A 23,245-nucleotide genomic window follows, 5' to 3' on the forward strand; every position below is an offset into this window, starting at 1 on the left:
GCGTTAATTTTCTTCCTCTCATTCATTTCATTAAGATCAAGGAGGACGCCTTCCTTGCCTTCTCCCTGGCCTCGTCCACTGTGGTACCGTTTGCAATCACAACTCCCATTCTCCTCTTCTCATAGCTTGAAGGCTTCCCAAACAGCCTCACTTGAACGCCTGGAATGGACAGGGCCTTGTCTACGTTCAGGAATGACGGGGCCCAGACTTCGTGCTCCGCTAGTATAACGTGGGAAGATGCAGGAGTTAGGACTCTCACCTGAGGAATAGGAAGGCCCAAAGCTGCCCTCACGTGTATCTGGAACTCACTAATATCCTGGCTAGCTAACGTAACTAGCCCCGTATCGTGGGGCCTGGGCGAGACCTCGCTAAACAGAACCCTGTTTCCCGAAACTATTATCTCAACTCCGAAAATACCGAGTCCCCCCAACTCATTGACTACCCTCACGGCGTACTCCCTTGCCCTCGTCTTGACCTCTTCGTCAACAGAAGAGGGTTGCCACGACTCCACGTAATAGTAACTAGGTCTTTGATGCTCTATTGGCTCTAGGGTTACTGTCTCCACCGAGGCTCCACCCATATGTCTGTAAGTCAGAACCGTAAGCTCGGTGTCAACCTTAACGTACTCCTCCACTATCACTGTCCTACCTTTACCTCTAGCGTGGGAGACCGACTCATAAAACGCCTTCTCAACTTCACCCTCTGACCTCACCAACACGTGACCGTGCCCGCTGGAGCTCATCTCTGGCTTAAGGAGACAAGGAAAACCTACCTCTTTACAAGCCTTTCGAGCTTCTTCGGGCGTGCTGGCGAAGCTGTACATGGTCGTGGGGACTCCAACTTTCTCAGCTGCCAGCCTTCTCAAAGATACCCTGTTCATACACGTCCTAACCGCATTGGCGTTAGGAATAATTCTGAAACCTTGATCCTCCAGGTCCACGAGTGCGTCGGTGTCTATTGCCTCTATCTCGGCAATGACCGCATCTGGGCTCTCCCTCCTTATGATGGCCCTTATGGCGTTACCGTTCAACATATCTACCACGTACTTTCTGTGTGCAACCTGCATGGCAGGGGCCATATCGTACCTGTCCACAGCCACAGTTTCTACTCCCATTCTCTGGGCCTCAATGACCATCTCCTTGCCCAACTCTCCGCTACCTAGGAGAAGTATCTTCTTGGAGTTTCCTACAAGGGGTGTGCCGATTTCCATGCGTGGATTACTTAGTTAAGTTAAAAAATCTTATGCTTTCCTAGTGGAATTTTACTTAACCAAGTAAAACCTCATCCAGCCAACTTAGAAGAGGTGCACGATCCTTGGTTAGGTTGGTGAAACACCTCCAACCAGGAGGAACCCTGCACTGTTCGGAGAAGGGCAAGGTCAGCGCACCCACTGGGTACTTTATAGAATATTCCAGAATTTGTTGATAATTATAAAAGCTGACTTTCGCTTCCACCGGAACCCTTCCCTCCACAATTAGGTCTGGAGTGTTGTGACTGCTTCTCCCCGAGAGTTTAGGGAGTGAGGTGTAAATCTCAGGTCTCCTTGAGACTGAGAAGCGAGATGACAGGACTAGATATACATACTCCTCGAACGCAGCCCCCATCAATTTGGAGAGCATTAGTACCCTGGACTTTCCAGGGTAGGCGAGCGCAGGTAAGGGGTCCACCTCAACTCCGGTCATCTTGGACAGCAGTTTTAGTCTGTCTAGGAGTAACCTCTCCCCGCTGGAGAGATGAAACCTGGGGGTTATTTCCCTATCTCCTATCCTAGCCGTTACCTGCCAACCGTCTGTGAAGACTAGAACCTCTCCATGCTCATCTGGATAAAGCAAGTCGTCCTTAAGGGTGTACCTGAATACCTTCACGGAGACCACTTCGCACCTTTTAGAGCTCCTGGACCCAAAAAATCCTAAGGAGGGCTAAACCTGGTTCTTTGATTTCCATATCTCCAAGTGCATCTCTTTAGCCTTCTCGTCGTTGAAATCAACGCTCAGATGGGCTCTCTGCGCCTCCTCGCAGTCTTCACAGTCGTAGAGGATCCAGCTACCCATGAACTCCCAGTCATGATAATATTCAATGGCTCTCCAGTTCCTCCTTTCAACTAGTTCCCTAACGTCCCTCAGCCGAGCCAGGGGGAACGTGACGTAGCCCTTTAACTTTATGAAGATAGGCCTCAGAAACTTCACGTTCATCGGGTGAATGAGGACAGTGACTTGAGAGTGAAATGGGGACAAGTCTGAGACCTTCACCACCTCGACTACGTTACTGGAGTTAACGTACACCGCTGCGTTCTCCACGTCCTGAAACAGGTCCCTAAGGTAATCCCAACTGGGGGACTCCCCTCCTATTAGCCACGAAATCATAGGAAATCGTTTTAACGGGTAGTACATAAGTTTTAGTTAGTGATGACGTGACGGTTTCCTGAACTGTGAGGAACGTTTCCCATTCCTGAGGAGAGGGATATGAAAAGGAGTTTCGAGGAAGAATTGAGAAATTTCATGGGTAGATTTGAAGGCGAAGACCCTAGGCTGAGGGATATCTATAGGCGAGTCGCTTCCTTGAGGACTATGAACTCTCATCACGCCATGATGGAGATAGTGGTAGCGAACTACCTTCTAAGTGAGGGCAGGTCCGTGTTCGTTGAGGAGGAGCTAGATGGAAAGATACTGGACATTTACTCGCCAGAGCCAGGCGACGTTATGGGGGTGGAGGTAGAGACTGGATACGTACCGGCTGAGTTTTCCCATGCCCCAGAGGAGTATTTGATGGCCAGGTTCTCCACTAAGATTGCCAGGTACGGTCCACTTGTGGACAGGTTTTACATCGCCATATCGTCGTATCTGTTGCCCATGATTCCAGGGGAGTTGCTCAAGAGCCCTGAGGACAGGGATACTGACCGTTTGAAAAACCTAGTGAGACTGATCAGGAAGTTCAACGGCTCTCCGGAGATAGACGTCAAGGGATTAACCAGAGCGAAGCTGGATGGTATTATGATGGTGGATCTCTCCAGAGTACAGGTGTACCATTTAGACCTTCAGGACGTGAGGTCCCTCACCCGAATCTTACGGCGGCATACAGGAAGAAGAAGGAGATGAAGGACACGCTCAAATTATCGTCAATGAAAGGTAGGATCTCCACGGCAGTAGCTATCACAGCTGAGAGGGAGCCAGGTATCGAGAGAAGTAGGAACCCCAAGGGTACTGAGAAGGCTAGCATACCCACTGAGCCCCAGAAGCCCTTGAATCTCCTCCCATAGACGTAATTCCTCACTATCCCAGTGATTCCGTCTCCAAATGACATGAAGAGGAGAGGGAGTAAAGCTACGTAAAGGTATCTGTTCCCGAGTTCCCAGAAATTATGGTTAAGTATCCAGGAGATGAGGAGTATCGTACCGAAGGAGAATGAAAAATACACTTCTCCAAGGTTGTCGGACTCCTGGAACCAAGACAAAGGTTTACTGTAATGCCTCGCCAGGAGATAAGCCATCATTAAGTAGGACGCTACAATTACAACCAGGGGGGAGGAGAGAAGGAACGGTGCAGTGCAAGCTACAACTCCCCCTCCAGCCATGTGTATGAACTTTCTAGCTACGTAGTTGTTGGTCCTTTTCGCGACTACCTTTGAAATCTTCAAAGTGACCACTGCCACCCAGACTACATAGATGACCCCGACGAGTAAGTCCTTGATAGAAAGGATCATTGATCTTTCGCCATAGTTCGCGATTAAAAATCTATTCTAGTAAGGGGTTGGTCGAATCGACTTCCCTCTAGCCCTGAGGGACGAGGCTTTCCTCAACTTTGTAAGTTGAGGGAGTCGTACATTTACCGGTTTCCCCAGATTACTTTACCCTGATAGATCCATGCTCTTTACCCTATATCTCGTGGGGTTCTCGCCCTATCGTAAAGTCCCCGACTTCAGAGAATCTCTCTGCGTAGTACTCCCTCTCAACTTCTCCCTTCATTATTAAGTCTAGCAAAAGCTTAGCTAATCCTGGTCCTACTTCAGCTCCATATCCGTCCAGTCCCCCAGCGTAATAAACGTTCTCTCCTATCTTTCCATAGGACGGTTTCATATCCGGAGTTCCCTCACAGAACTCTCCTGCGGTATATAGAGGGACGAAATGTCCAACTCTATCCCTCACCTTGGCCATGACCTCTTCCTTGTCTAGGCTCACCCTGTTCCCAGGAGGGGATTCCACTGCCTTCCCGTCTCCAACTATGGCCATCCCAGTTGCTAACCCTATTACCGGTCTAGAGTAAAATCCCTTCTCGTAATCGTAAACGAAGTGACTTCCCAGTTCCCTTATCTTACTGTATATCAACGTAGCCCAACAGTAGTAGCTCTTACTCTTAACCCCAACTAAACACGGGTTCCAAGGTCCAGCTGTGACAATTATCTTGTCAGCCTTCACCTGTTTCCCCCCAACCGATACGACCCCCTTACTTAGATCGATCTCAGCGCTCCCCTCGATATAGGGGACGGCGTAGATCAGCTTGGACACGTAAACTAACCTGTCCCCCCCTAGAGCAACTATTGCGTCAGATGAGATCCAACCCACGTACTCCTCCCTTATCTGGACGCCTACCTCTTGCCATTGGGTTATAACATCCATACTCACCTTTCCAATGGTCAATGAAGGGAACTCTCTCATGGGGACGTTGAACTCCCTGTAGAACTTCAGGCTCTCCATGGCCAGTTGAACGTCCTTTCCCTTGAGGAGAAGGGAGTGAATCAAGCTGGGGAAAACCCTTCTCTTCCTTGACTCTATGACCTTAACCTCGTGCCCAGCTTTGGTGAGCATAAAGTATAACGAACTCCCTAGGATACCCCTTCCCACTATTGCGAACTTCAACGACTTTTTGTTCTTGGACAGGGATTTAAAATTATGGAGATATTCGAGGGGTTCATGGTAGTCCACAAGGGAGTTACATGGTCAGTGAAGGGGTGCTATCACCCTGAGGGTTTCGCCGTAGCTATGCCTAGATATGTTGACGGTAGGAAAATTAAGACCCTTAAGGAGGGTCTAGAGTTCGTCAGGTCTAGGTTTCCAGAATACCTCAAGTTAGTTAAGGAGATAGGTTTTCAAGTCCCGTTGGTCCCCCTCAAGGAAAGTGTCGTTTTGAACCCTTTCCTCGTGTCCCTTGAGGGAACAGTGAATAAATTCAAGTCCCTGTTTAAGAACACCGGTGTGACAGGAAGTTATCTCTACCTAGGGAAGGGACATGACATGGACTTGGTCAGCACCGATGTGGGCAACGTCGAGATTCTCAAGGAACTTAGAAGGAAAGGGGTTACATCCCCCCTTGAGGAGGTCAATGAGACTGAGTTGGAATCGCTCCCGAAGGAGGACTTTCAACAACTGAAGAGAAGGAGGATAACAGAGGGGATCTTCATGGGGGTACCCTATACCTTTAAGATTGTCGAGTGCGAGAGTTTTGGAGAAGTGACTAAGGTAGAGAACTTCAAGGATACTGTGAAGATCATCAGAGTGACAAAACCTTACTCCCTCCCAGTTAAATACTACACGGATGTAGGAGTGACCATAACAAGTTTCAGGACTAGGTTCACGGAGTTACCTCCAGGTACAAAACTCAGGGTGAAAGGCCTCCTCCTCCATAGAGACTTCCTTGATTTAGACCTTGATCTTGCTGAGGAAGTGAGGATTGTGCAACTTGGCGGAGCTGATCCAGCCTCCTGACCAACAGCCCAAAGGTAAAACCGTTGGTCAAAATGGTAGCTATCTCTAGACCCATGGCATCCGGGACGTACCTCCCCCCTAGACCTACCTGCCCCATTAGGATTATCAAGTTCCTGAACTTGGAGATTTGTCCTCCTAGATAATATACTAGAGGAATAACGTTAAGTAGAGGTATTTGGTTTATCACCGAAAACACGAGTAAGACAAGGAAAGTTTTCAGTGAACTTTCCCTTGTATAATTCAAAATTTTCAAGTTTTGGTAACCGTAGAGGTAAATGGGGGAGTTCACGGGCTGAGTCTCGATGAGGGTTTTCAAACGCTCAACTAATGAGCTGTACTGTCGTCTGCTGTCCTCTACGACCGCAATGGTCTCATACACTAAAGCTACACCAGTAATGAAGTAAATTGCTAGAAATAGACCAACTAGAGAGGAAACGCTAGCAAGAGTAGGCTTACCCCCCAAAAGGCTTATGGGAAGGCTCAGCAGAGCCAAGAGCCCTGACACCGCATGAACCATCCCTATCAAAGTAGATCCTGTACCTCTCATAAGTGTTTTTATGAACTAAGAGTATATAACTTGATTCCAATGAGTCACTCTCATCAGAGCCACAGGGAAATGGCCCCGAAGAAGCTAGGCTTTTACGTGATAACCGTGAGCACCTCAAGGTACCAGAAGTTTGAGAAGAGGGAACCAGTGGTTGATGAGTCTGGGGACAGGATTAAGGAGGCTGTCATAAAAAACGGACATGAACTAGTAGGGTACTCCTTAGTGCCCGATGATAAGCTGATGATATTGAAGGCTGTGGTAGACGCTGTGCTTATGGAAAAGGTGGATGTAATAGTGACCACTGGAGGTACTGGTTACACCCAGTCTGACGTCACAGTGGAAACTGTTAGGGGCGTTCTGGACAGGGAGATAGAGGGCTTCGGAGACGTATTTAGATCCCTAAGTTTAAGGGAGCCTGCGGTCGAGGCTGCAGCGTATTTAAGCAAGGCGAGCGCTGGGATAATCAAGGGGAAAGTGGTATACATGCTCCCAGGGTCCCCAGACGCTGTGAAGCTTGGTATGGAAAAGCTAGTGATTCCAGAAGCCCCTCACCTAGTGTTTCTGGCACGTTCAAAATGAGCTGCAAAAAGGACAGTAAGCCTCGTCCTTTAGGGCAGTAGTGAGGTTAGGTCGTCCATACCTCCCTAATCTTTTTCTCAAGGATTTCCTTCACTTTAGAACCCTTAATGGGCTCAAGCTCGTTCATCTTGACGTAAATGTACACCAAGTCAGCTGGATTCTTCCCCTTTAGATAAGAGCCTATGAGCTCGTTCATAAAAGAGTCCAGTATACCCTCGTCTATCCCCTCGTACCACGAGAGGTCCTGGATAACGTCTTGGTTCTTGCTTAGGAGGTTGACAAGTTCGCTCTGTATCTGAGTGAGATCACTCCCCTTCTCGACCTCAAGCAAGTCCAAATAGCTTAAGATCTTCAACTTCTTGGAAGCTAATGGGCAAAGACTTACCTTGGACGAGGTAACTTTCGAGTCCCTGGACGGCTCACCGTTGACCATCTCCATAAACGCGAAACTGCAGCTTTCATCTCCCTTAACGTCCCCCCTGTACATACACGTCTTATGAACGGTGAGAGAGTTCAGCCTCTCCTTGACTTCCTTAGGTAGAGCATCGAACAAGAAAATGACGTCCACCACATTCCTAGGTTTTGCCCGGAGCAAGTAAACTCTCTCCTCAGGGGTAAGGGTATAGATCTCCTCAACTCCCTCTGGTACCTTTATTTCCTCACCTTTAACTAGTTTCTCTAAAGTAGTGTCTACGGTAATTATTCCCAGTCTTACGTCCTTTGAGAGGAAGTATCTAATCGCAGTTAAAGCCTGCTCAAGAAGACCGTCTGATATTGGCGTTATTACCAAGGCTTTCTTGCTGGGAAGGGAGACGGAGACGGACGAGGTCTTATCCTTGGGCCTTGAGCTGACCTTCAGGTCTTTCACGATCTCAAGCTTTGCAGGGCAGACCTCCTCGCACTTACCGCAGAAGTTACAAGTGGCGAACTGGCTCTCCATGCCCTGAGCCTTTGCGATGAAGAACCCAAGGGGAGAGTAATCCTTATCCCCCCTCTGGTCTACGTGTGGACAGACGTAAACGCATTTACCACACAGGATACATCCGGAGAAGAGGTCTGGAGAGTTGTCGTCAGAATAAGGTAAAAGGTACTGCTGTGGTAGGTTAAGAGGTAAGTTGGAGGAAACTATGAACTTAGACACGTCCTTTCTAAGGAAGATTATGACCTGGTCAGCACCGCTGAAGAGAGTGTCGCTGAGCTCTTGAGTATTGATATATCCAAAATACTTGTACCTGTAGTTTCCAGTCTCAAAGAAATAGGGCCTGTCGGGAACCATGTCATCCAATTTGTCCTTTAAGAGCTCCTCCCTAGCCTGAGGGTAAGAAACGTAGAGGGCAGAGGAATCGCCCCTCTTAATGATCGTCACGTCCCTGAACGCAGGAAGCCCTGTGGAGTACCAGTACTTAACCCTATTTAGGAGGAAGCTTAAGCTCCTCTCCAACTTCTTGTACACCAAAGGCCTTAGATCCTTTCTAATGGTCACTGAAGTTATTGTACCTCCCCTATATTGCCCGACGTAGACTTTACCCTCAGCCACTGCCTCTACTTCAACCCTTCTCCTCAGCGAACCAAACTCGTTAAAGCCGAAGAAACCGTCCTCGTAGTAGACTGAACCACCTACGCTAGCCTCAAGGGGACCAAACACCTCTAAACTAAAGTTGACTAGGTCAGACCAAGGGGTCCCAGCTTTCACCCTAATCCTGTCCCCCAGGTCCTCTACTCCCCTGAGGTCAGTTAGGTCTAGTACGGTCTCCCCGCTCTCTCCCCTAAAGTACTCGTACCTCGGCTTTCCGTCGGTCATTGCGTCCTCCGTTTTGAAGACTCTAATGACTTGCTTTGGCGTCTCTCCCCTCCTGGTCCGCGATATGGCCGAATAGATGATGCCTGCCACACTATGTAGAATGAATGTGAAGATTAAATAGTCTCTTTATAATTTGTAGTGATATAAGAAACGTAAACGATGACATGCTCCTGGATTACCTCGAACATAAAATACGAGGTGATGGATCCTCATGGGATTGGGTTTCATCGGATCTCATATAACTTAATATCAACCATCAACCCTTGGGCTTCACGGTAGTAGAGCAAGGAACTCGGTCTCACCCCCTATCGATCCAAGGGATGAACCCGACCTACCTGATGGGTGAGGGAACCAGCACGCCTTGGGCCGTGCATACCCTTATCTACCTTCCTAGGTACAGGCCCATACATGGGCGAGACCCTTAGCGGTGAAACGTCTTCAACTATCCAGATTATATAGACATTAATAGCCTCACGGAAGTTGTTCATTATGGTGTCGAAAGAAGGCTGGATGAGAACCTAAGGAAAAGCACAGGTCTCAAAAGCCTTTGCCTTTTCTTTCTTTGAATGAAATATTATTCAACCTAATTTATTAGGAACCATAAAACATGAACAGAACATCCGTCAATATGCAAAACTGACTTCTAGCCCATATAAATTGCGGGACTACCCTCATTAGTTCATGGCTACATATCTCATCTGAGGGAAATCGAGAGGGTCAGAGACCCCTCCCATAGAGGCTCATAACCACAATAACATCGCTATCGTTCTCACAACCACAACTAAAACAACGATAATCCTAAGTCTTACCTCTTCCATTTCTTTATTGCACTTGGGACAATGAGTGAAGGAGTAGTCTGGGTAAACATATATTACCTTTGCCATTTTCTCTTAGCCTGCCACTCAATCCAGTATTGAAACCTACGGTACTGCATTAAGTACAGCTTGTCCCTGAACTGTGCCGGTAGCTTCTTCATGCTCTTTATGAGCTTTTTAAGTCCTCCAAGAAGATGGCTGAGACGTTGAACGACTTAGCTACATCTGCAATCCATTTCCCAACTTCTTAGGGAGTCCTCCAAGACGTTTTAACCTTCCTATGGTATGATCTTATCCTATTTAGGACCCTGTCGTTCTCTTTCCACCTCTTCTCATGCTTCTTCTGAAGTTGCTGGGCTAAGCTCTTGTCTTGGTGGGCGTCATCCAACCTAGTAGGTATCCTAACGTAGTGTCCGTCATCTTTGCCTACAACTACTTCAGCCCTGTTAATGTCCACGTCAACGCTGTCTTTGACTTCAGGCTCTTTCCACCCTTCTTCAGAAGAGTGACCTTTGGGTACGCCCTGCCATCCCTCAATACCAGCCTAGCCTTCTCGACTCTCAGTCCTTGCAGAAAGTTAGGTCCCTAGGGTAGCCCTCTATTGATGTTTCGCCAACTCCTGCTATTCTCACAACCATCCTATCGAAGTCAATGGAGTACGATTGTCCTGGTGTTAACCAGACAAAGAGCCTCCTTATTACTGGGTACCTACCATGCTTAGGGTTTTTAGCCGCGACTTATAGATCGCTAAGGCGTCCATGTAGCAGTCTATGGGTACCTTTGACGGTAGACCGTACTTTTGCCTTAAGATCTAATAAGTACCGTTGGGCGTTTCCGTCTAGAGCTTCTTTGGTCTGTTATCCCTCAACCACTCTAAAACGAAATGCAGACCTCGTCTATAACTAGATACAAGAGAGAGCAGAGGGCGGTGGGGGAAATCTTCATTGCAACTGTGGCTCTGATTTGGTTCTTACCCTTGTCTCTAAGCCCTGTGCCCACAATAAGGGGTAGAGGAAAGGGATTTACATACTTTCCACATCCCCGCCCTAGGGGGCGAGGATTGCCCTTCCTCTGTCAGTCATCTTGGTCAGTCCCTAACAGAGATCTAGCCTTTTCGTTGATATCAGCTAAGAAGTCGTCGAACTCATCGTTATATGATATCTCATGTAGGGCATTACTCACTTGAGCTAGGTTTTCGAGCATCTCTTTTTGGTGATCCCTGGTTTCTTCTAAGTACTTCTCATCATTTTCGTCTCTGCCTTCGGAATAAGCGGCTACCCCTTTAGCGGCGTGGGCTAGGTAAGCTGTATATAGGAGCGTGTCCGTGAGCGCGTAAAGGCCCAGATCCATTATGCTTAAAATTTCATCCAATAAGTAAGGTTTATCCAACAATATTTTAATTATTTCTTTTTCCCTATCGCTCAGCCCTTTACAGTAACCAGTAGTTTCATTAGGGTTAGGCAATAAGCAACTTCTCAATAAATTAATTATATTGTCGTTTAAATCTCTGAGTCTAAACGAACTTGTAATTCTCTTTTTTAAGTTAGAGAGATCTTCGTACCTTCTGTCTTTAGTGGGCTTCTTTATAAATGTGTTCACCTCGTCAAAGAGGTTCTTTAGCTCGGGTTGACCCAGCTTTCTCAACAACTCGCTAGAGGCTCTGAGCAGCTCAACTATTTTAGATCCTCCTATTGGATCATGACTTAACTTTTTCCTTACGATATTGGGTGAAGTCGCCTGTTTAATCAATTCTCTAAAAGTGCTTTCTATTTCCTGGATTTGTCTAGGAAACCTTATACTAGATTTTCCTCCTATAGAAAGGATTGCAACGGGCATAAGTATAATAGCACCATAAGTAGATAACAAAGCCTTTGAGTAAGCCTCATAAGCCCTTGACATCGAAAAAATCTTTTTCTCTTCTAGAGCTCGGATATTCTTTACCTCTTTGGCCTTGTTTTGCAGTCTATCGTATGCAGCTTGGGCCTCTTCAAAGAAACCTTCACCATCATTAACAAAGTTGTAAAAGGTTGACCTCTTCTTACGCTTCCCCAATTAACTTTCCCCTAATTACAAAGTTGAGGAAAGCCTCGCCCTTCAGGACTGGGATGAGGGTATATAAACCTCCTTTTCATACCTGTATTTATGGGCAGGAGGGCTAAAAAGGGTGGGAACGAAATCAGAGCTACAGTCTCTATGAAGGTTTCCCCCACCGCCCCTCTGCTCAACCTCATATCTAGTTATGAGAGAGGTCTTCGTTTCGTTTTAGGATGGCTAAGAGAGAACAGACCAAAAAAGTTGTTGAAAGAGACACACGACGGTACATACGAGACTCTAAGGCAGAAGTTCAACCTACCCTCTAAAGTCGCCCAGGACTGTTATAGGGATGCTATAGCAATCTATAAGTCGTGGTTGAAGAACCCTAAGCGTGGTAAGTATCCTACTATACGCAAAGTCTCTGTCTGGTTAACACCAAAGCTGTCCTACTCTATTGATTTCGATAAAATGGTCGTGAGGATAACAGGAGTCGGTGAGTTACCAATACTAGGCTATCCAAGGAACTTGTCTGAGTACAAGGACTGGGAAGTAAAGGAAGCTAGGTTAGTGCTAAAGGATGGGAAAGCATACCTAAAGGTCTCATTCCTGAAGGACTGGAAGGAACCAGGGGCTAAGGACGGTGTCGCAGTCGACATCAACATGGCTGAACTCGTTGTAGGCAAAGACGATGAAAAGTACGTTAGGATACCCACAAGATTAGATGACGCCCACCACTACAAGTCATTAGCTGAGTCCCTTCAGAAGAAGTATGAAAAGAGGTGGAAAGAGAACGACAGGATCCTCAACAGGGTTAGGTCTTATCACAGGAAGGCTAGGGACGTCTTGGAGGACTCCGCAAAAAAGGTGGGTAAATGGATTGCAGAGGTAGCTGAGTCTTTCAACGTCTCAGCCATCTTCTTAGAGGACTTGAACAACCTCATAAAGAATGTGAAGAAGTTACCCTCTGAGTTCAGAGATAGACTTTATCTCGTGCAGTACCGTAGGCTTCAATATTGGATTGAATGGCAAGCTAAGAAACATGGGTTAAAGGTAGTGTATGTTGACCCTCATTATTCCTCTACTAAATGCCCAAAGTGCGGGAGTAAGATGGAGGAAGTAGGGTATAGATACTACCGTTGCACAAGTTGTGGTTATGAGAACGATAGGGACGTTATTGCAATTATGAACTTATATGGGAGGGGGTCTCTGACCCTCTCGACTGCCCCTCAAATGAGAGATGTAACTCCGAATCGATGAGGGGAACCCTCGCCATTTATGGCGGGGAGGAAGTCAGCTTGTCCCGTATGACAGAGAATGAAGTGTAGTCCGGGTAGCGTCTGTAAACATAAGTGAGAATTTCCTCTCTAGACTTTGTTACCCAGGCTTTAAAGAACTGTATCACATCTTCTTTTACATTAGCAATTTTGGCATTGTCCGTCACTACGTATTTCCTCTTTATCCCTATAGTCATACCCGATACGACGTCCTTAACCTCTTCTTCCTCCACGTCAACCGTGCCGAGGTCGATTAACGCGTTGATGTGGTCTTGCAAGAGCTTTGAGTAAGGACCAAACAGCCATGGCTCAAAGCCGAGCCCTAGATCCACTCCCTCCTCTTTCTCTAGCAGGAAGAAGATCTTCTGGAGCTTTGTAGCAGTTACTTCAGCATTTTCCTCCCTAGCGACCTTAAGGAGTGCGAGGATATAGTCGTAAACGTTGTCCATAAACACTTCACTAAGTACATACACTGTATCTCTTCATATTTATTCTGACTTCCTCCATGGCGAGGCTTATCCTTCCTTTGTCAGATTCGATATGTGGATACTAATACTATTACAGTTACAATACTAACAATAATAAAGCAAAAACAAGACGTCTTTAAATAAGTTCTTATATAAGAAGAATTGGGGTTGGTGAAGGATTATGAACGGAGTTACCGCGGAGCTATGAAGATTTGCTCGGAAGCTAACCCGCCAAACCCCTAATTTCCTTATTACGTTTTAGGTTAAAAGGATTTTCTTGATTTACTCCAAAATTCATTGAGAAGCATTCAACTTCTGCTATTGCTGCTATTGTCTTGATCCTTATTCTGACTTTCACCACTGGGGAAAGTCTTATCCTTTAGGGGAGAGGAAGTAAGTCCACTCCTCTTGGATCTGTGATATTATGACAGTAACAATATTAAAGATAAAGTGGGGAATAAAAAGCTTTTTAATCTAATTTCAAAATCTGATTGTAATTAGCGAGAAATACAGAATAAGGTTCATGATGAAGGAGGTAAAAAAGCAGAAGAGCTTGAAGAACAGTTACAAGATGAGTTTTCTAATACTAAAATCATTAGACTAGTCAAGGAAAGCTGTTGTCAATACTCACAGATCCTTTCAAATACACCAGGGAAAAGCTAGGTAGAGATAAATATGATAATCCTAAAATTTTCAATAGAAGTTATGGGTGATGTAAGGATAGTGATGATACAAAAAACTGTATTATTCACGTTTGGCAGATTGGATCCCATAATAAGGTCTACTTCTAGACTTTCCCATACTTTAGCCTCTTTGATAAGCGCATCGGAATCTATCCAGTTCTTCCTCACTCTCAAACTTTACGTAACAGTAACCTTTTTCGTCTCTATCTACTAATTTCGTGTGCGCACAATCAGCGAATGAGGAAAGAAGGTTTTCCTTTTGGTTAACCCCCCAGTTAATGAGAAAAATATTAACTTTTGAGGAAGCAGAGGAGGTCTGGAGAACTAGTAACTTATACCTGAGCGTCATAAAACGGACTTAAGAGTATTGATGCCATGCTCTAAGTTACTAAGCAAAGTCCTGGGATTTGGATTTCACAGGATTTCGTCTTCATATCAGTCCTCGACCCTTAAGCTTCACGGGGGTTGAGTTAGCAATCCGCGTCCACCCTTCGCCGCATCATCGGGATACCCCAGACCCAACTAAACAGGTTGCTTTGTACGTCAGGGAATCCAAAACTTAGGCAGATGTCCAGGTAAACGTTCAACTGTCTGTGAAGTCTAAACAAACGACCTGGGCACTCGAAGGTCTTGCCGACCTCTTGGGTTGGGCTCTGCGCCTTGTGGTAAGGTCAGGGTTTACCCCGACTACGCTGAAACCTTGTAAAACAGTCCGCACTTAAGCTCTCCATGAAGAGTCGCTCAGAAGGTTCTGAAAATCTTCTTGAAGAGCGAGTTGCTAGAGTCCCCGAACATCTTCTGCTTTTCCAGCCTTCTAAGGGCGAAGGTGGTTAAGGGGTATGACCTAATAGTGTCTAAGCAGACCTAAGAACGTAACCTAGAACCCTGTCCCTCCTGAGGTAGAACTGTAGGTATTTTCCCTTTCCGGTCACGTTTTGGATCTAACGACTGAACCTAACGCTTCATAACCATCCCGTATTTCAAAAGTATAGCTCCTTCAGTGAAGGAGTTATAAATTTCTCACCGTCAAAGGCGGCCACCGTGAACAAATTTGAGCCAATAGCAGAGAGGCTTAAGGGATTGAGGTCGGACTTCTTTTTGAAAAGGTAAATACGCCCTCCTCTCCTTAATTATCGATCTCCCAGTTTCTAGACCCTTAACTCCGGCGTGACAGCGCTCTTCAGGCAAGGATGGAGTCGGATTTCAACTGAGGAGCGAAGAGAACTCCACGAGAGAGCGGATTGAACCGCGATCAACGGTTTCCGTGAGACCGTTAAGTTTACATGGTTAGGATTGTTAAGGACTTTATACACCGCAAAGGGGTCTTCCTTGGATGTGGCCCTAATCAGAAATGCAGATAAGCCCTATAGGCAGTCCAAGGTGTCCGGGTTTCTCACTATCCAGGTAGGTCAGGGTCACCCCTTGGGGGATGAGAGCGAGTCCCCCGCTTTACCCTCGTGTCTAGGGTTAAGGATCAATATCAAACGACATGGAATCCGGTGAGACTCAAATCCCCCTAAGAGCCCCTATACTCTAAAGTGAGTTTGAAATAATCGTTGGGGAGGTCCTCTGCGTCCACCAGAGCGTAGTTGTACTTCTTGATGACTGGAATACAGGATGTTATCAGGGCCTTTCCTACTATTATCTTAACCTTCTGTTCTCCTTTCACCCTCTCCAGATAGGAGGACAGCTCACTCTCATTGATCAAAATCTCTGACATGTTTTTTAGTTTTAGATGAGGAGTTATAAAGCAAACATGGATTTACTGGAGAAGCTCAACGAGGGTCTTAAGGTATTCAATGCGTCCCTAGCCCACGTATATACGGAGACTGCGCTAGACCCTGAAGTAGGACCTGAAGTGAAGGAAGTTGACCTTGACGAGAGACTGAAGGAAAACCTAATCGCCTCTGGGATAGAGAGGCTTTACAGGTACCAATGGGAAGCTATGGGCCTGATCCTCAAGGACAAGAACGTTGCCATAATATCTGGGACAGGTACTGGAAAGACCGAGGCGTTCCTTATCCCCTTGCTCGAGAAGGCTATGAAAGGAGAAAGGAGTGTCCTCATTTACCCTACCAAAGCCCTGGCGAGGGACCAGCTAAGCAGGATTAACAACTTCACCCGAAGTCTAGACGTAAGTGTCAACGTCCTGGACGGAGACGTGGATAGGGAAACTAGAAGGAAGATATACGAAGACCCCCCAGAGGTCCTGATCACTAACCCCGACATGATCCACTTGGGACTATCGTTGTCCCCAGACTTCAGACATCTGATAAGGGGAGCTGAACACTACGTCGTGGATGAAATGCACGTCTACGAGGGAGTGTTGGGGTCTCACCTGAGGAGAGTCCTAGACAGGATAAGGGAAATAGAAGGGGAAATTCACGTCGTGGGGGCCAGCGGGACTATCGAGGCTTCCCCCTTCCTACTCAACGAGCTGTTCGGAGTTGAGGGACAGGTGGTGAGAGGGGTGTCCAGGAGAAGGGGGATGGCGATCCACTCGCTGGTGAACTCAAACGGGATGAGCAGGTGGACCCTCTCAGCCTACCTTGCAGGTCTTCTGGTCAGGGAGGGGTTAAAGACTCTCGTCTTCGTGGACTCTCAACAGATGGCCGAGAGGTTGGCAAAGATAGCTGAGAGGTTTGGAGCAAACCTGGCGGTTCACAGGGCGGGAATACTCAAGGAGGAGAGGGAGGAGGTGGAGGAGAAGTTGAGGAGCGGGAGTTTGCAGGGTGTGGTCGCTACACCGACGCTGGAGCTCGGTATAGATATTGGATCCCTTGACTCAGTAATAATGGCTGAGAACCCTCCGAGCTACTCCAAATACGTCCAGAGATCAGGGAGAGCCGGTAGAAGGAATAGGGTCGGTTTCATTTTCACGATCCTAGGGGACAGCCCAATAGATAGCTACTTTTTGAGGAGACCTCAAGAGTTCTTCTCGAGGAGGCTCACCCCTATAACCTTTGACAACACGAACATGGAGGTCCTCAAGGTCCACGCTGCCTCTTACCTCCTGGAGAAGATGAGGCTCAAGAGGGAGGATTTACCCGACCTATGGGTAAAAGCGATGGAGGGGCTGGTACAGGAAGGGGTGGTCTCAGAGAATCATGGAACCTTCTACGCAACAAGCAGGACTAGGGACTTTGTAAGGTCCACATCACTGAGGAGTTCAGGTCCCGTTGTGGAAGTCAGTGCTGACGGGAAGAAGATCGGGGAGAGGGAACTACCAGTTGCACTATATGACTTACACCCCGGGGCTCTCTACTTAGCATCCAAGAGGTCTTACGAGGTGAAGGAACTGGACCTGAAGAGTCTAGAGGCTAGAGTAGTCAGGGTGAAGGACGACCCAGGTTACTACACTAAACCGCTCTACATGGTGGATTTAAGGGAATTTACTGAGGTCGAGGAGAGGAAGGTCTTGGGGCTTCCCGTAAAATATGGGGAGATGACCCTGACAATCTCAGTGATCGGATACGTAATCTACGACGCGTATTCCAGGAAGGAGAGGACCAGAGGGAGGGTCGAGTACGAGGACCCAATATCCTTTACCTATAAAACAAAGGGGTTGATCATAAAACATCCTGCTGTTGAAGAGTGGGACCTGATGTCCTCAATGGAGGCCTATCACGCCACGGAGCACGTCCTCATATCTGCTGGAAGAGTTGTGGCCGGTGCCTCTATGACTGACCTGTCAGGAATTAGCTACCCATCAGGACACGTGGTGATCTATGACTCTACCATTGGAGGGAGCGGCGTCTCTCGACTGCTTTACCAGAGGCTGGAATCTGCGTATGACATAGCCTTGGACATAGTGAAGAACTGCGACTGTGAGGACGGATGTCCGAAGTGTGTCTATGACCCATACTGCGGTAATAACAATAGGGTCTTATCAAGGAGGAAGTCCATGAGGCTGATCGACCTCGTACTTAAGGGAAATGAAGTAGAAGACGACTCACCTAAAGGGGAAAGCGTGAGGTAGTCAGCCCCACATAATACCCAGCTACTGAGAAGGGGCTCTCCTAGGTCTACGGGTCCTGCCCTTTACCTAAGTTTCATCTACCTTCCGTCAGACGTGTTTAGACATAAATGCTAGTTTGTAGGGTCAATAGGATAAAGTTAAATTGGCCCCCGGTTACCTCATTGTCTAGGTAGCAAGAGTGTGTAGCGTATCTGGAGTACTAATCCTGGACCACTCGAAATACGAAGAAATAGAGAGGAAGTTCGTAAAGATACTTACCAAAGCTGAGGATAGGGGTAGGGACAGCTTTGGAGTGGTGACCCTCTCCAGGGATGGGAGAGTCCACGTAACGAAGTCAATAGGGAGACCTTCCCAGAACTTGGAGAAGTTGTCAGGCTTCGTCAAGGAAGACACCACTGTCATCGTAGCGAACAACAGGGCTGAACCGACGACGGAGTTCGTGAAGTATAAGGGCGAAAAGGACATCCAACCCTTCGTGGGGAAGAGGTTCATAGTTACGCACAACGGGATAATAGCCAACGACCATGAACTGGAGAAGAAGTATGAACTTGAAAGAGTGACCAATATAGATAGTGCAGTCCTACCGCCACTCCTAGACAAGATATGGGACGGCTCCATTGAAGGTCTGAGGGACGTCCTGGGGAGGGTCAAGGGCAGTTACGCCCTGGTGATCGCAGACAAGGAGAGACCAGATAGACTGTTCCTAGCACAGAACTTTAAACCCCTTTACATGGCTTACGACTTCGGGTTGGGGGCCCTGTTCTTCAGTTCCCTGGACGACTACTTTCAGGCAGGACCTTTCGATATGGTAAACGTCAGGAAGCTCGAACCTTACTCCTTAGTTGAGGTAACAAATTCCAAGGAGATGAGAACGCTCAACCTAAGACCGGAACTGAAAAAGAGAGCTCTAGTCATAGCCAGTGGGGGCCTAGACTCCACCGTAGCAGCGACCAAAATGATAAGGGATGGATATGAGGTGACCCTCCTCCATTTCAACTACAGGCACAAGGCTGAAGAGAGGGAGAGGGAAGCAGTAAGGAAGATAGCCTCTCGACTTAACGTAGATGTGATTGAGGTCAACACGGACTTGTTCTCCATGATAGGTAACACTACCCTACTCAAAGGGGGAGGAGAGATAGTCAAGGACCGGAAAGGCCAGGAAGGCGCTGAGTTTGCCCATGAGTGGGTCCCCGCTAGGAACGCCATATTTTTCACCGTAGCTTTGGCGATAGCAGAAGCGAAGGGTTTCAGTGCCATCGCATCAGGTGTGAACCTGGAGGAAGCAGGTGCATATCCTGACAACGAGATGGAATTCGTGAGGATGTTTCAGAGGCTCTCTCCTTACGCTGTGGGACCTGACAAAAGGGTTGAGGTCGTTATGCCAGTGGGGAACCTGGTGAAGCATGAGATAGTTAAGTTAGGGTTACAGATTGGTGCGCCTCTCGACTTAACGTGGAGCTGCTACGAGGGTGGAGATAAGCACTGTGGAAAATGCGGACCGTGTTACATGAGGAAAACTGCTTTCCAGATCAACGGAGTCAAAGACCCGGTTGAGTACGAATCTTAATAGTAGCAATTTCCTCGATCCTCATTTCCTTATTAAAATAGGGACTATGAAAATGGCAATCAATATATTAATTAATACAACCGCTGATATTACAGTGTATAATACGTCCTTATTTTTCATGAAGTCGGCTACCAACAGGGCCACCCTGATTACTGGAGTCGCAATAAGAACCATAAGCCCTAGGTATATGAACGATAGACCGTCCAACTTTGGAATCCCAGAGAACACCTTAGTTGGGGTCGTGGTGGAAGTGTTCACAGGAGATTTCACGCTCCCTATCTGACTAATAGTTAGTCCTTGGCCCCCTCCATGCACAAAGAGTAAAGCGACCCCAGCTACAACTAACGCTATGCTGAGGACTACCCCGATAATAAGCGAGTAACTAATTACGTCCTCTATCTCCACTCAAAACACCCCTAAACCTCTCAATATCATTTGAATTCCTAGGAAGCCTAAGATCACCAAAAACACCGCCCTGATTCTCTTATTCTTCAATCTAACCAAAACCCTCGTACCGACCAAGGATCCAACCAGAACGCCTATGGCTGTCGGGGCAGCTAGGAAGGGCTGGATGTAACCTAAAGCCCAATAGATCCCGCTACCAGTCGCTGCAGTCACTCCTATCATAAAGTTGCTTGTTGTAGTCGTGACCTTCATGGGTAGGTTCATGGCGTAGTCCATGCCCAATACCTTGAGGGCTCCAGAACCGATCCCCAAGAGCCCGGAGATAAAACCTGCGAAGAACATTACTATGAGTCCTAGCCACCACCTCACTCCCCAATATTTTACCGTGGTATTGTTAGCCGGATCGTAATACTCACCGTAAAGGTTCAGTAGCTTAGTGGTCCAATCTGGAGGGCGGGGAGAGGGAAACTCACCTGACATCTTCTTGAGAGTAGGGTAAATGGAGAAAAGTAGAACTATCCCGAAAACGATGTACACCAAGTATTCTAGATGAAGAGAGTATATGTACGCAACCGTGAGCGACCCAACTATTGATCCAGTTGTTGTAGCGATTTCAAGGGAGATCCCTATCCTGACGCTGGTTATCCTCTCCTTTACGTAAGCTGAGGCAGAACCGCTAGATGTAGCTATGGTAGAGATTAGACTTGAACCAGTTGCGTAAATAATTGGTATACCCAAATACAACGTTAGGATGGGGACTAGGACTGTTCCTCCGCCCAGCCCGGTCAAGGATCCCAAGAAACCTGCCAGAATACTGAATATAAGTATAAGTAAAAAAGTTAGTATTACACTCATGATTATCAAAGAGAGTAAACTCCGAGTATTTTTAAAATCATCCCATATCAGGTTACTCTAGAAAATATTCAATTTTTATTTTTAAATTTAAATCGACGCAAAAGTTTATACAATTATCTCTTTAGCTTAGATATTTTTATTCATAATATTAGAGCATATTGCTCAATGTTTGTTAATATACTTTTATACCCTACTATAGACTATATATTGTATGGACGGAATAACAGCCGGTTTTATGAAGTTCAAAGAGCTGGTGAAGGGAGCTAGGGCCTTTAAAATGGAGGACCAGGTGACATTCGTAGGTTTTATGAACGCTAGCTGTAGTCAGAAGTCAAAACTCGTTGATGCAGTACTGGACGAAGTTTACAAGTATGGTGAGAGCTTCAACTTAACTATTCTCGTCCTTAGCGAGGACAAATCCCGTGAACTGGGGTCGAATCTAGGGGACGATATAACCCAGGAACTGCTCAAGAACCTTCAGAAGGAGGCACGTCAAAGAGCCTAACGCTCTTGTTGACAGCGTTGTCCATTATTGCCACACAATATGATCCCATCTTTACTAGTTCCCTCCCGCTTTCCGTCTTAGGGGCATCGTCCTCCAATCTCCTGAATCCCTCCCTGATCTTTGCCATGGGTGAGAGGTCCTCCGTCAGGAACATGTTGGTTGACATTACGAACATCTCCCGTAGAAGCTGAAAGCTGGGGGTGAGTCTAAGTATTTCCTCACCTCTCAACTCCTTGAGGAAGAGGGTAAGATGAGTGATGAACCTTCCCAGATCTCTCATGGTGATTGCGAAAAGGATCACGTCCTTAGTCTGCATCTTAAAGTTAATCTCATCGTCTCTCTGTACTCCAACAGCTATTTGTCTTATGAGCAACCTGTAGTCCTTGTTTAGGATGGAGACCCTTGCAAGGAGGTCCTCCCTCATTTCTGGGCTGAAGTTTGACAGCAGAAGCTCCACGTCGCTCAGGATGGAGTTGATCTTGATCACAAAGGACTTCATAGACCCGTTTAGGTCACCGTCTACTTTGACGTTTACCTTGAACGAAATACTGTCAAAGGTTTCCGATTCCACCTCAAGACCATAACATTGAAGCTGGAGTTCCCTTAACTCTTTCTTAGCCTCCAAGGGAATGACAGAACTGGACTTGACCACAATCCTTTCGACGCCTTGCATATAGTACGTGACGATAAGATACTTGGTCGTTTCCAAATTGGTCAACGGTAACTCTTTTTCCAGGGATGGCTTTAAGGGGGGTCTTATTTTCAAGCCGTCGAAAACCTCGTATACCTTCAGTTCGCTCTTGACGTCCAAGTTCATCTTCCTTACCCATTGACTAGGTAAGGAGATAATGTAGCTCCCTCCCTTAATTTTCTGAAGCCTTCTAACGTCCATAATTCATATGGATAAATAGTTGTTTAAAAGCTTATGATTGGCTAGATAAACAAACATGTTTATTTAAATGAGTATATTTTGCAAACCAGTTAGACTAGGACACCTTCTGGGTCCAATGCCGATTTTAGGAGATGAAAAGCTTGCCCGAGTGAAGGAAGACAGTCCTTCGTGCAACCCTTCTCCCCATACGCTGTATATCCCTTACTCCTCAGTTCCTCCAATTCCTCCCCATTGAAGACTCTAGAGTATCCGGTGCCGTAATATGAAACTATACACTCGCCCTTCAAGCGCCGGGCTACCTCTATCTCCTTACCCCTTGCTGTCAGTACTGAATTTACCCTGTCTCCTGAGCACTCCTCTACCTCAGCTACCCTGAAGTTCTCAATTGACCTCCTAACGTAGCTGGAGTGACCTGCGAACCACGCCACGATGGTCTCTCGATCAGCTTTTAACAGGGTTATCCCATGTGCACCCCTTGAAATCACGTCCGCGACCTGTTCGTACTTAACCTCCACAGGCACTACCTCCTCAGGTAGAGGCACTGTCTTAAGCGTGATCTCCAGGTACCCTCCCAGTTTACCTAGAGATCCAGACATAGCTTTCCATATCTTGTAACCAGAAGAGAACTTTGGGTTCTTGCTCCCGGTGTTGATTACCTCACCTTTGCCCGTAACTATCCTAGCCCCCAGTAGCCAGTCCCTCGGGTATCCATAGAAAAGACTGAAGTGGTCAGGGATGTTCAAGGAGGCGAAGCCCCCGACTGACCCGTGATAGGCAAAGGGTAGCCACATCTGCTCACGCCTTAGCGCTGCGTTTAGGTCCTTGAATAGTGTACCGGCTCCAACTTTGACGTAGAGGTCAGCCATGGATGCTTCCCTTAACCCAGTGAAGAAGGACATAGATAAGTACACGTCAGCTTCTACCCTCTCTCCTATGTGGTGAGTCCCAGTACCGATAAAATGGCCCTTAAGCCCCTCGGAGGAAAGGAGGTGGATGACCTCTGAAACTTCCTCCTCGCTACTGGGCTCCACTAAAGCTCTAGGTCTAGAGTCTTCTCTATTCAGCACACGTACCTTGGTGATCTTCTCAAGCTCATCGATCCACATACGCTTTAGTATTGGTGTATCCAAATCTTTAAATTGAT

Annotated in this window: 23 protein-coding genes; 8 read left to right on the forward strand and 15 right to left on the reverse strand. The window is 46.9% G+C overall.

Annotation, left to right across the window (positions count from 1 at the left end):
* Positions 1-22 precede the first annotated feature (22 nt).
* From purT to GWK48_RS08040, 3 genes are read right to left on the reverse strand one after another with little or no spacing between them, the layout of a single operon-like run.
* Positions 23-1,210, reverse strand: a complete 1,188-nt coding sequence (gene purT / locus GWK48_RS08030; RefSeq protein WP_174631210.1) for a formate-dependent phosphoribosylglycinamide formyltransferase — start codon at positions 1,208-1,210, stop codon at positions 23-25.
* 55 nt (positions 1,211-1,265) lie between these two features.
* Entirely contained in the window at positions 1,266-1,865 is a 600-nt protein-coding gene (locus GWK48_RS08035; RefSeq protein ID WP_174631212.1) for a hypothetical protein, read from the reverse strand.
* Between the two features lie 54 nt (positions 1,866-1,919).
* Positions 1,920-2,363 (reverse strand): hypothetical protein, encoded by a 444-nt coding sequence (locus tag GWK48_RS08040; RefSeq protein ID WP_174631214.1) that lies wholly within the window; start codon positions 2,361-2,363, stop codon positions 1,920-1,922.
* Between the two features lie 99 nt (positions 2,364-2,462).
* On the opposite strand from GWK48_RS08040, the gene GWK48_RS08045 reads away from it, so the two are divergent.
* Positions 2,463-3,095: a hypothetical protein gene (locus GWK48_RS08045; protein WP_174631216.1), complete on the forward strand. Its 633-nt coding sequence runs from the start codon at positions 2,463-2,465 to the stop codon at positions 3,093-3,095.
* Here the strand turns inward: GWK48_RS08045 and GWK48_RS08050 are convergent.
* On the reverse strand, positions 3,052-3,699 hold the full coding sequence (locus GWK48_RS08050) for a phosphatidate cytidylyltransferase (RefSeq protein WP_174631218.1): 648 nt from the start codon (positions 3,697-3,699) through the stop codon (positions 3,052-3,054). The two genes, GWK48_RS08045 and GWK48_RS08050, sit on opposite strands and share 44 nt — an antisense overlap.
* Positions 3,700-3,871: 172 nt before the next feature.
* Complete coding sequence (locus tag GWK48_RS08055) at positions 3,872-4,852, reverse strand: FAD-dependent oxidoreductase (protein ID WP_174631220.1); 981 nt, start codon at positions 4,850-4,852, stop codon at positions 3,872-3,874.
* Positions 4,853-4,885: 33 nt separating this feature from the next.
* On the opposite strand from GWK48_RS08055, the gene GWK48_RS08060 reads away from it, so the two are divergent.
* The gene (locus GWK48_RS08060) at positions 4,886-5,698 is read left to right on the forward strand and encodes a hypothetical protein (RefSeq protein WP_425487474.1); all 813 of its coding nucleotides are present in this window, start codon (positions 4,886-4,888) and stop codon (positions 5,696-5,698) included.
* Here the strand turns inward: GWK48_RS08060 and GWK48_RS08065 are convergent.
* The gene (locus GWK48_RS08065) at positions 5,592-6,245 is read right to left on the reverse strand and encodes a hypothetical protein (protein WP_174631222.1); all 654 of its coding nucleotides are present in this window, start codon (positions 6,243-6,245) and stop codon (positions 5,592-5,594) included. The two genes, GWK48_RS08060 and GWK48_RS08065, sit on opposite strands and share 107 nt — an antisense overlap.
* Positions 6,246-6,284: 39 nt before the next feature.
* Here GWK48_RS08065 and GWK48_RS08070 point away from each other — a divergent pair, with 39 nt between their 5' ends.
* On the forward strand, positions 6,285-6,824 hold the full coding sequence (locus GWK48_RS08070) for a MogA/MoaB family molybdenum cofactor biosynthesis protein (protein ID WP_174631224.1): 540 nt from the start codon (positions 6,285-6,287) through the stop codon (positions 6,822-6,824).
* A 46-nt stretch (positions 6,825-6,870) separates the two neighbouring features.
* Here GWK48_RS08070 and GWK48_RS08075 read toward each other — a convergent pair whose 3' ends face one another.
* The 3 genes from GWK48_RS08075 to GWK48_RS08085 form a co-directional block, all read right to left on the reverse strand.
* Positions 6,871-8,715 carry a 4Fe-4S dicluster domain-containing protein gene (locus GWK48_RS08075; RefSeq protein ID WP_174631225.1) on the reverse strand — a complete coding sequence of 615 codons (1,845 nt, stop codon included), beginning with the start codon at positions 8,713-8,715 and terminating at the stop codon, positions 6,871-6,873.
* Between the two features lie 972 nt (positions 8,716-9,687).
* Entirely contained in the window at positions 9,688-9,897 is a 210-nt protein-coding gene (locus tag GWK48_RS11760; protein ID WP_343043976.1) for a hypothetical protein, read from the reverse strand.
* 617 nt (positions 9,898-10,514) lie between these two features.
* Positions 10,515-11,492 (reverse strand): conjugal transfer protein, encoded by a 978-nt coding sequence (locus tag GWK48_RS08085; protein WP_174631227.1) that lies wholly within the window; start codon positions 11,490-11,492, stop codon positions 10,515-10,517.
* 90 nt (positions 11,493-11,582) lie between these two features.
* Between GWK48_RS08085 and GWK48_RS08090 the strand changes: the two genes are divergently transcribed.
* Positions 11,583-12,731, forward strand: coding sequence for an RNA-guided endonuclease TnpB family protein (locus GWK48_RS08090; protein ID WP_174631229.1), 1,149 nt, complete (start codon positions 11,583-11,585; stop codon positions 12,729-12,731).
* Positions 12,732-12,747: 16 nt separating this feature from the next.
* Here the strand turns inward: GWK48_RS08090 and GWK48_RS08095 are convergent, their stop codons facing one another.
* A complete protein-coding gene (locus tag GWK48_RS08095; protein ID WP_174632687.1) occupies positions 12,748-13,197 on the reverse strand; it encodes a conjugal transfer protein in 450 nt (149 codons plus the stop codon).
* Between the two features lie 693 nt (positions 13,198-13,890).
* Here GWK48_RS08095 and GWK48_RS11765 point away from each other — a divergent pair.
* On the forward strand, positions 13,891-14,112 hold the full coding sequence (locus tag GWK48_RS11765; RefSeq protein ID WP_343043977.1) for a hypothetical protein: 222 nt from the start codon (positions 13,891-13,893) through the stop codon (positions 14,110-14,112).
* A gap of 1,302 nt (positions 14,113-15,414) precedes the next feature.
* Here the strand turns inward: GWK48_RS11765 and GWK48_RS08105 are convergent.
* Positions 15,415-15,618: a hypothetical protein gene (locus tag GWK48_RS08105; RefSeq protein ID WP_174631231.1), complete on the reverse strand. Its 204-nt coding sequence runs from the start codon at positions 15,616-15,618 to the stop codon at positions 15,415-15,417.
* 36 nt (positions 15,619-15,654) lie between these two features.
* Here GWK48_RS08105 and GWK48_RS08110 point away from each other — a divergent pair, with 36 nt between their 5' ends.
* Together GWK48_RS08110 and queC are read left to right on the forward strand one after the other, a co-directional pair.
* Positions 15,655-17,877, forward strand: a complete 2,223-nt coding sequence (locus GWK48_RS08110) for a DEAD/DEAH box helicase (protein ID WP_174632689.1) — start codon at positions 15,655-15,657, stop codon at positions 17,875-17,877.
* A gap of 178 nt (positions 17,878-18,055) precedes the next feature.
* On the forward strand, positions 18,056-19,444 hold the full coding sequence (queC, locus tag GWK48_RS08115; protein WP_174631238.1) for a 7-cyano-7-deazaguanine synthase QueC: 1,389 nt from the start codon (positions 18,056-18,058) through the stop codon (positions 19,442-19,444).
* A gap of 21 nt (positions 19,445-19,465) precedes the next feature.
* Here the strand turns inward: queC and GWK48_RS08120 are convergent, their stop codons facing one another.
* Both GWK48_RS08120 and GWK48_RS08125 read right to left on the reverse strand, forming a co-directional pair.
* Positions 19,466-19,849 (reverse strand): DUF1634 domain-containing protein, encoded by a 384-nt coding sequence (locus tag GWK48_RS08120; RefSeq protein WP_174631240.1) that lies wholly within the window; start codon positions 19,847-19,849, stop codon positions 19,466-19,468.
* Entirely contained in the window at positions 19,850-20,704 is an 855-nt protein-coding gene (locus tag GWK48_RS08125; protein WP_425487475.1) for a sulfite exporter TauE/SafE family protein, read from the reverse strand. It lies immediately after the preceding gene.
* A gap of 211 nt (positions 20,705-20,915) precedes the next feature.
* On the opposite strand from GWK48_RS08125, the gene GWK48_RS08130 reads away from it, so the two are divergent.
* Positions 20,916-21,209: a hypothetical protein gene (locus tag GWK48_RS08130; protein ID WP_174631242.1), complete on the forward strand. Its 294-nt coding sequence runs from the start codon at positions 20,916-20,918 to the stop codon at positions 21,207-21,209.
* Here the strand turns inward: GWK48_RS08130 and GWK48_RS08135 are convergent.
* The gene (locus GWK48_RS08135; protein WP_174631244.1) at positions 21,172-22,101 is read right to left on the reverse strand and encodes an AbrB/MazE/SpoVT family DNA-binding domain-containing protein; all 930 of its coding nucleotides are present in this window, start codon (positions 22,099-22,101) and stop codon (positions 21,172-21,174) included. The two genes, GWK48_RS08130 and GWK48_RS08135, sit on opposite strands and share 38 nt — an antisense overlap.
* Before the next feature lie 89 nt (positions 22,102-22,190).
* Positions 22,191-23,207: an FAD-binding oxidoreductase gene (locus GWK48_RS08140; RefSeq protein ID WP_174631246.1), complete on the reverse strand. Its 1,017-nt coding sequence runs from the start codon at positions 23,205-23,207 to the stop codon at positions 22,191-22,193.
* Positions 23,208-23,245: the final 38 nt, after the last annotated feature.

This window comes from Metallosphaera tengchongensis (genome assembly GCF_013343295.1).
Taxonomy (GTDB): Archaea; Thermoproteota; Thermoprotei_A; order Sulfolobales; family Sulfolobaceae; genus Metallosphaera; species Metallosphaera tengchongensis.

Excerpts from the sequence above, each read along its gene's own strand:
- purT (WP_174631210.1), bottom strand. The coding sequence starts at position 1,210 with ATGGAAATCGGCACACCCCTTGTAGGAAACTCCAAGAAGATACTTCTC.
- GWK48_RS08040 (WP_174631214.1), bottom strand. The coding sequence starts at position 2,363 with ATGATTTCGTGGCTAATAGGAGGGGAGTCCCCCAGTTGGGATTACCTT.
- GWK48_RS08045 (WP_174631216.1), top strand. The coding sequence starts at position 2,463 with ATGAAAAGGAGTTTCGAGGAAGAATTGAGAAATTTCATGGGTAGATTT.
- GWK48_RS08050 (WP_174631218.1), bottom strand. The coding sequence starts at position 3,699 with ATGATCCTTTCTATCAAGGACTTACTCGTCGGGGTCATCTATGTAGTC.
- GWK48_RS08060 (WP_425487474.1), top strand. The coding sequence starts at position 4,886 with ATGGAGATATTCGAGGGGTTCATGGTAGTCCACAAGGGAGTTACATGG.
- GWK48_RS08065 (WP_174631222.1), bottom strand. The coding sequence starts at position 6,245 with ATGAGAGGTACAGGATCTACTTTGATAGGGATGGTTCATGCGGTGTCA.
- GWK48_RS08070 (WP_174631224.1), top strand. The coding sequence starts at position 6,285 with ATGAGTCACTCTCATCAGAGCCACAGGGAAATGGCCCCGAAGAAGCTA.
- GWK48_RS08090 (WP_174631229.1), top strand. The coding sequence starts at position 11,583 with ATGGGCAGGAGGGCTAAAAAGGGTGGGAACGAAATCAGAGCTACAGTC.
- GWK48_RS08095 (WP_174632687.1), bottom strand. The coding sequence starts at position 13,197 with ATGGACAACGTTTACGACTATATCCTCGCACTCCTTAAGGTCGCTAGG.
- GWK48_RS11765 (WP_343043977.1), top strand. The coding sequence starts at position 13,891 with ATGATAATCCTAAAATTTTCAATAGAAGTTATGGGTGATGTAAGGATA.
- GWK48_RS08105 (WP_174631231.1), bottom strand. The coding sequence starts at position 15,618 with ATGTCAGAGATTTTGATCAATGAGAGTGAGCTGTCCTCCTATCTGGAG.
- GWK48_RS08110 (WP_174632689.1), top strand. The coding sequence starts at position 15,655 with ATGGATTTACTGGAGAAGCTCAACGAGGGTCTTAAGGTATTCAATGCG.
- GWK48_RS08125 (WP_425487475.1), bottom strand. The coding sequence starts at position 20,704 with ATGAGTGTAATACTAACTTTTTTACTTATACTTATATTCAGTATTCTG.
- GWK48_RS08130 (WP_174631242.1), top strand. The coding sequence starts at position 20,916 with ATGGACGGAATAACAGCCGGTTTTATGAAGTTCAAAGAGCTGGTGAAG.
- GWK48_RS08135 (WP_174631244.1), bottom strand. The coding sequence starts at position 22,101 with ATGGACGTTAGAAGGCTTCAGAAAATTAAGGGAGGGAGCTACATTATC.
- GWK48_RS08140 (WP_174631246.1), bottom strand. The coding sequence starts at position 23,207 with ATGTGGATCGATGAGCTTGAGAAGATCACCAAGGTACGTGTGCTGAAT.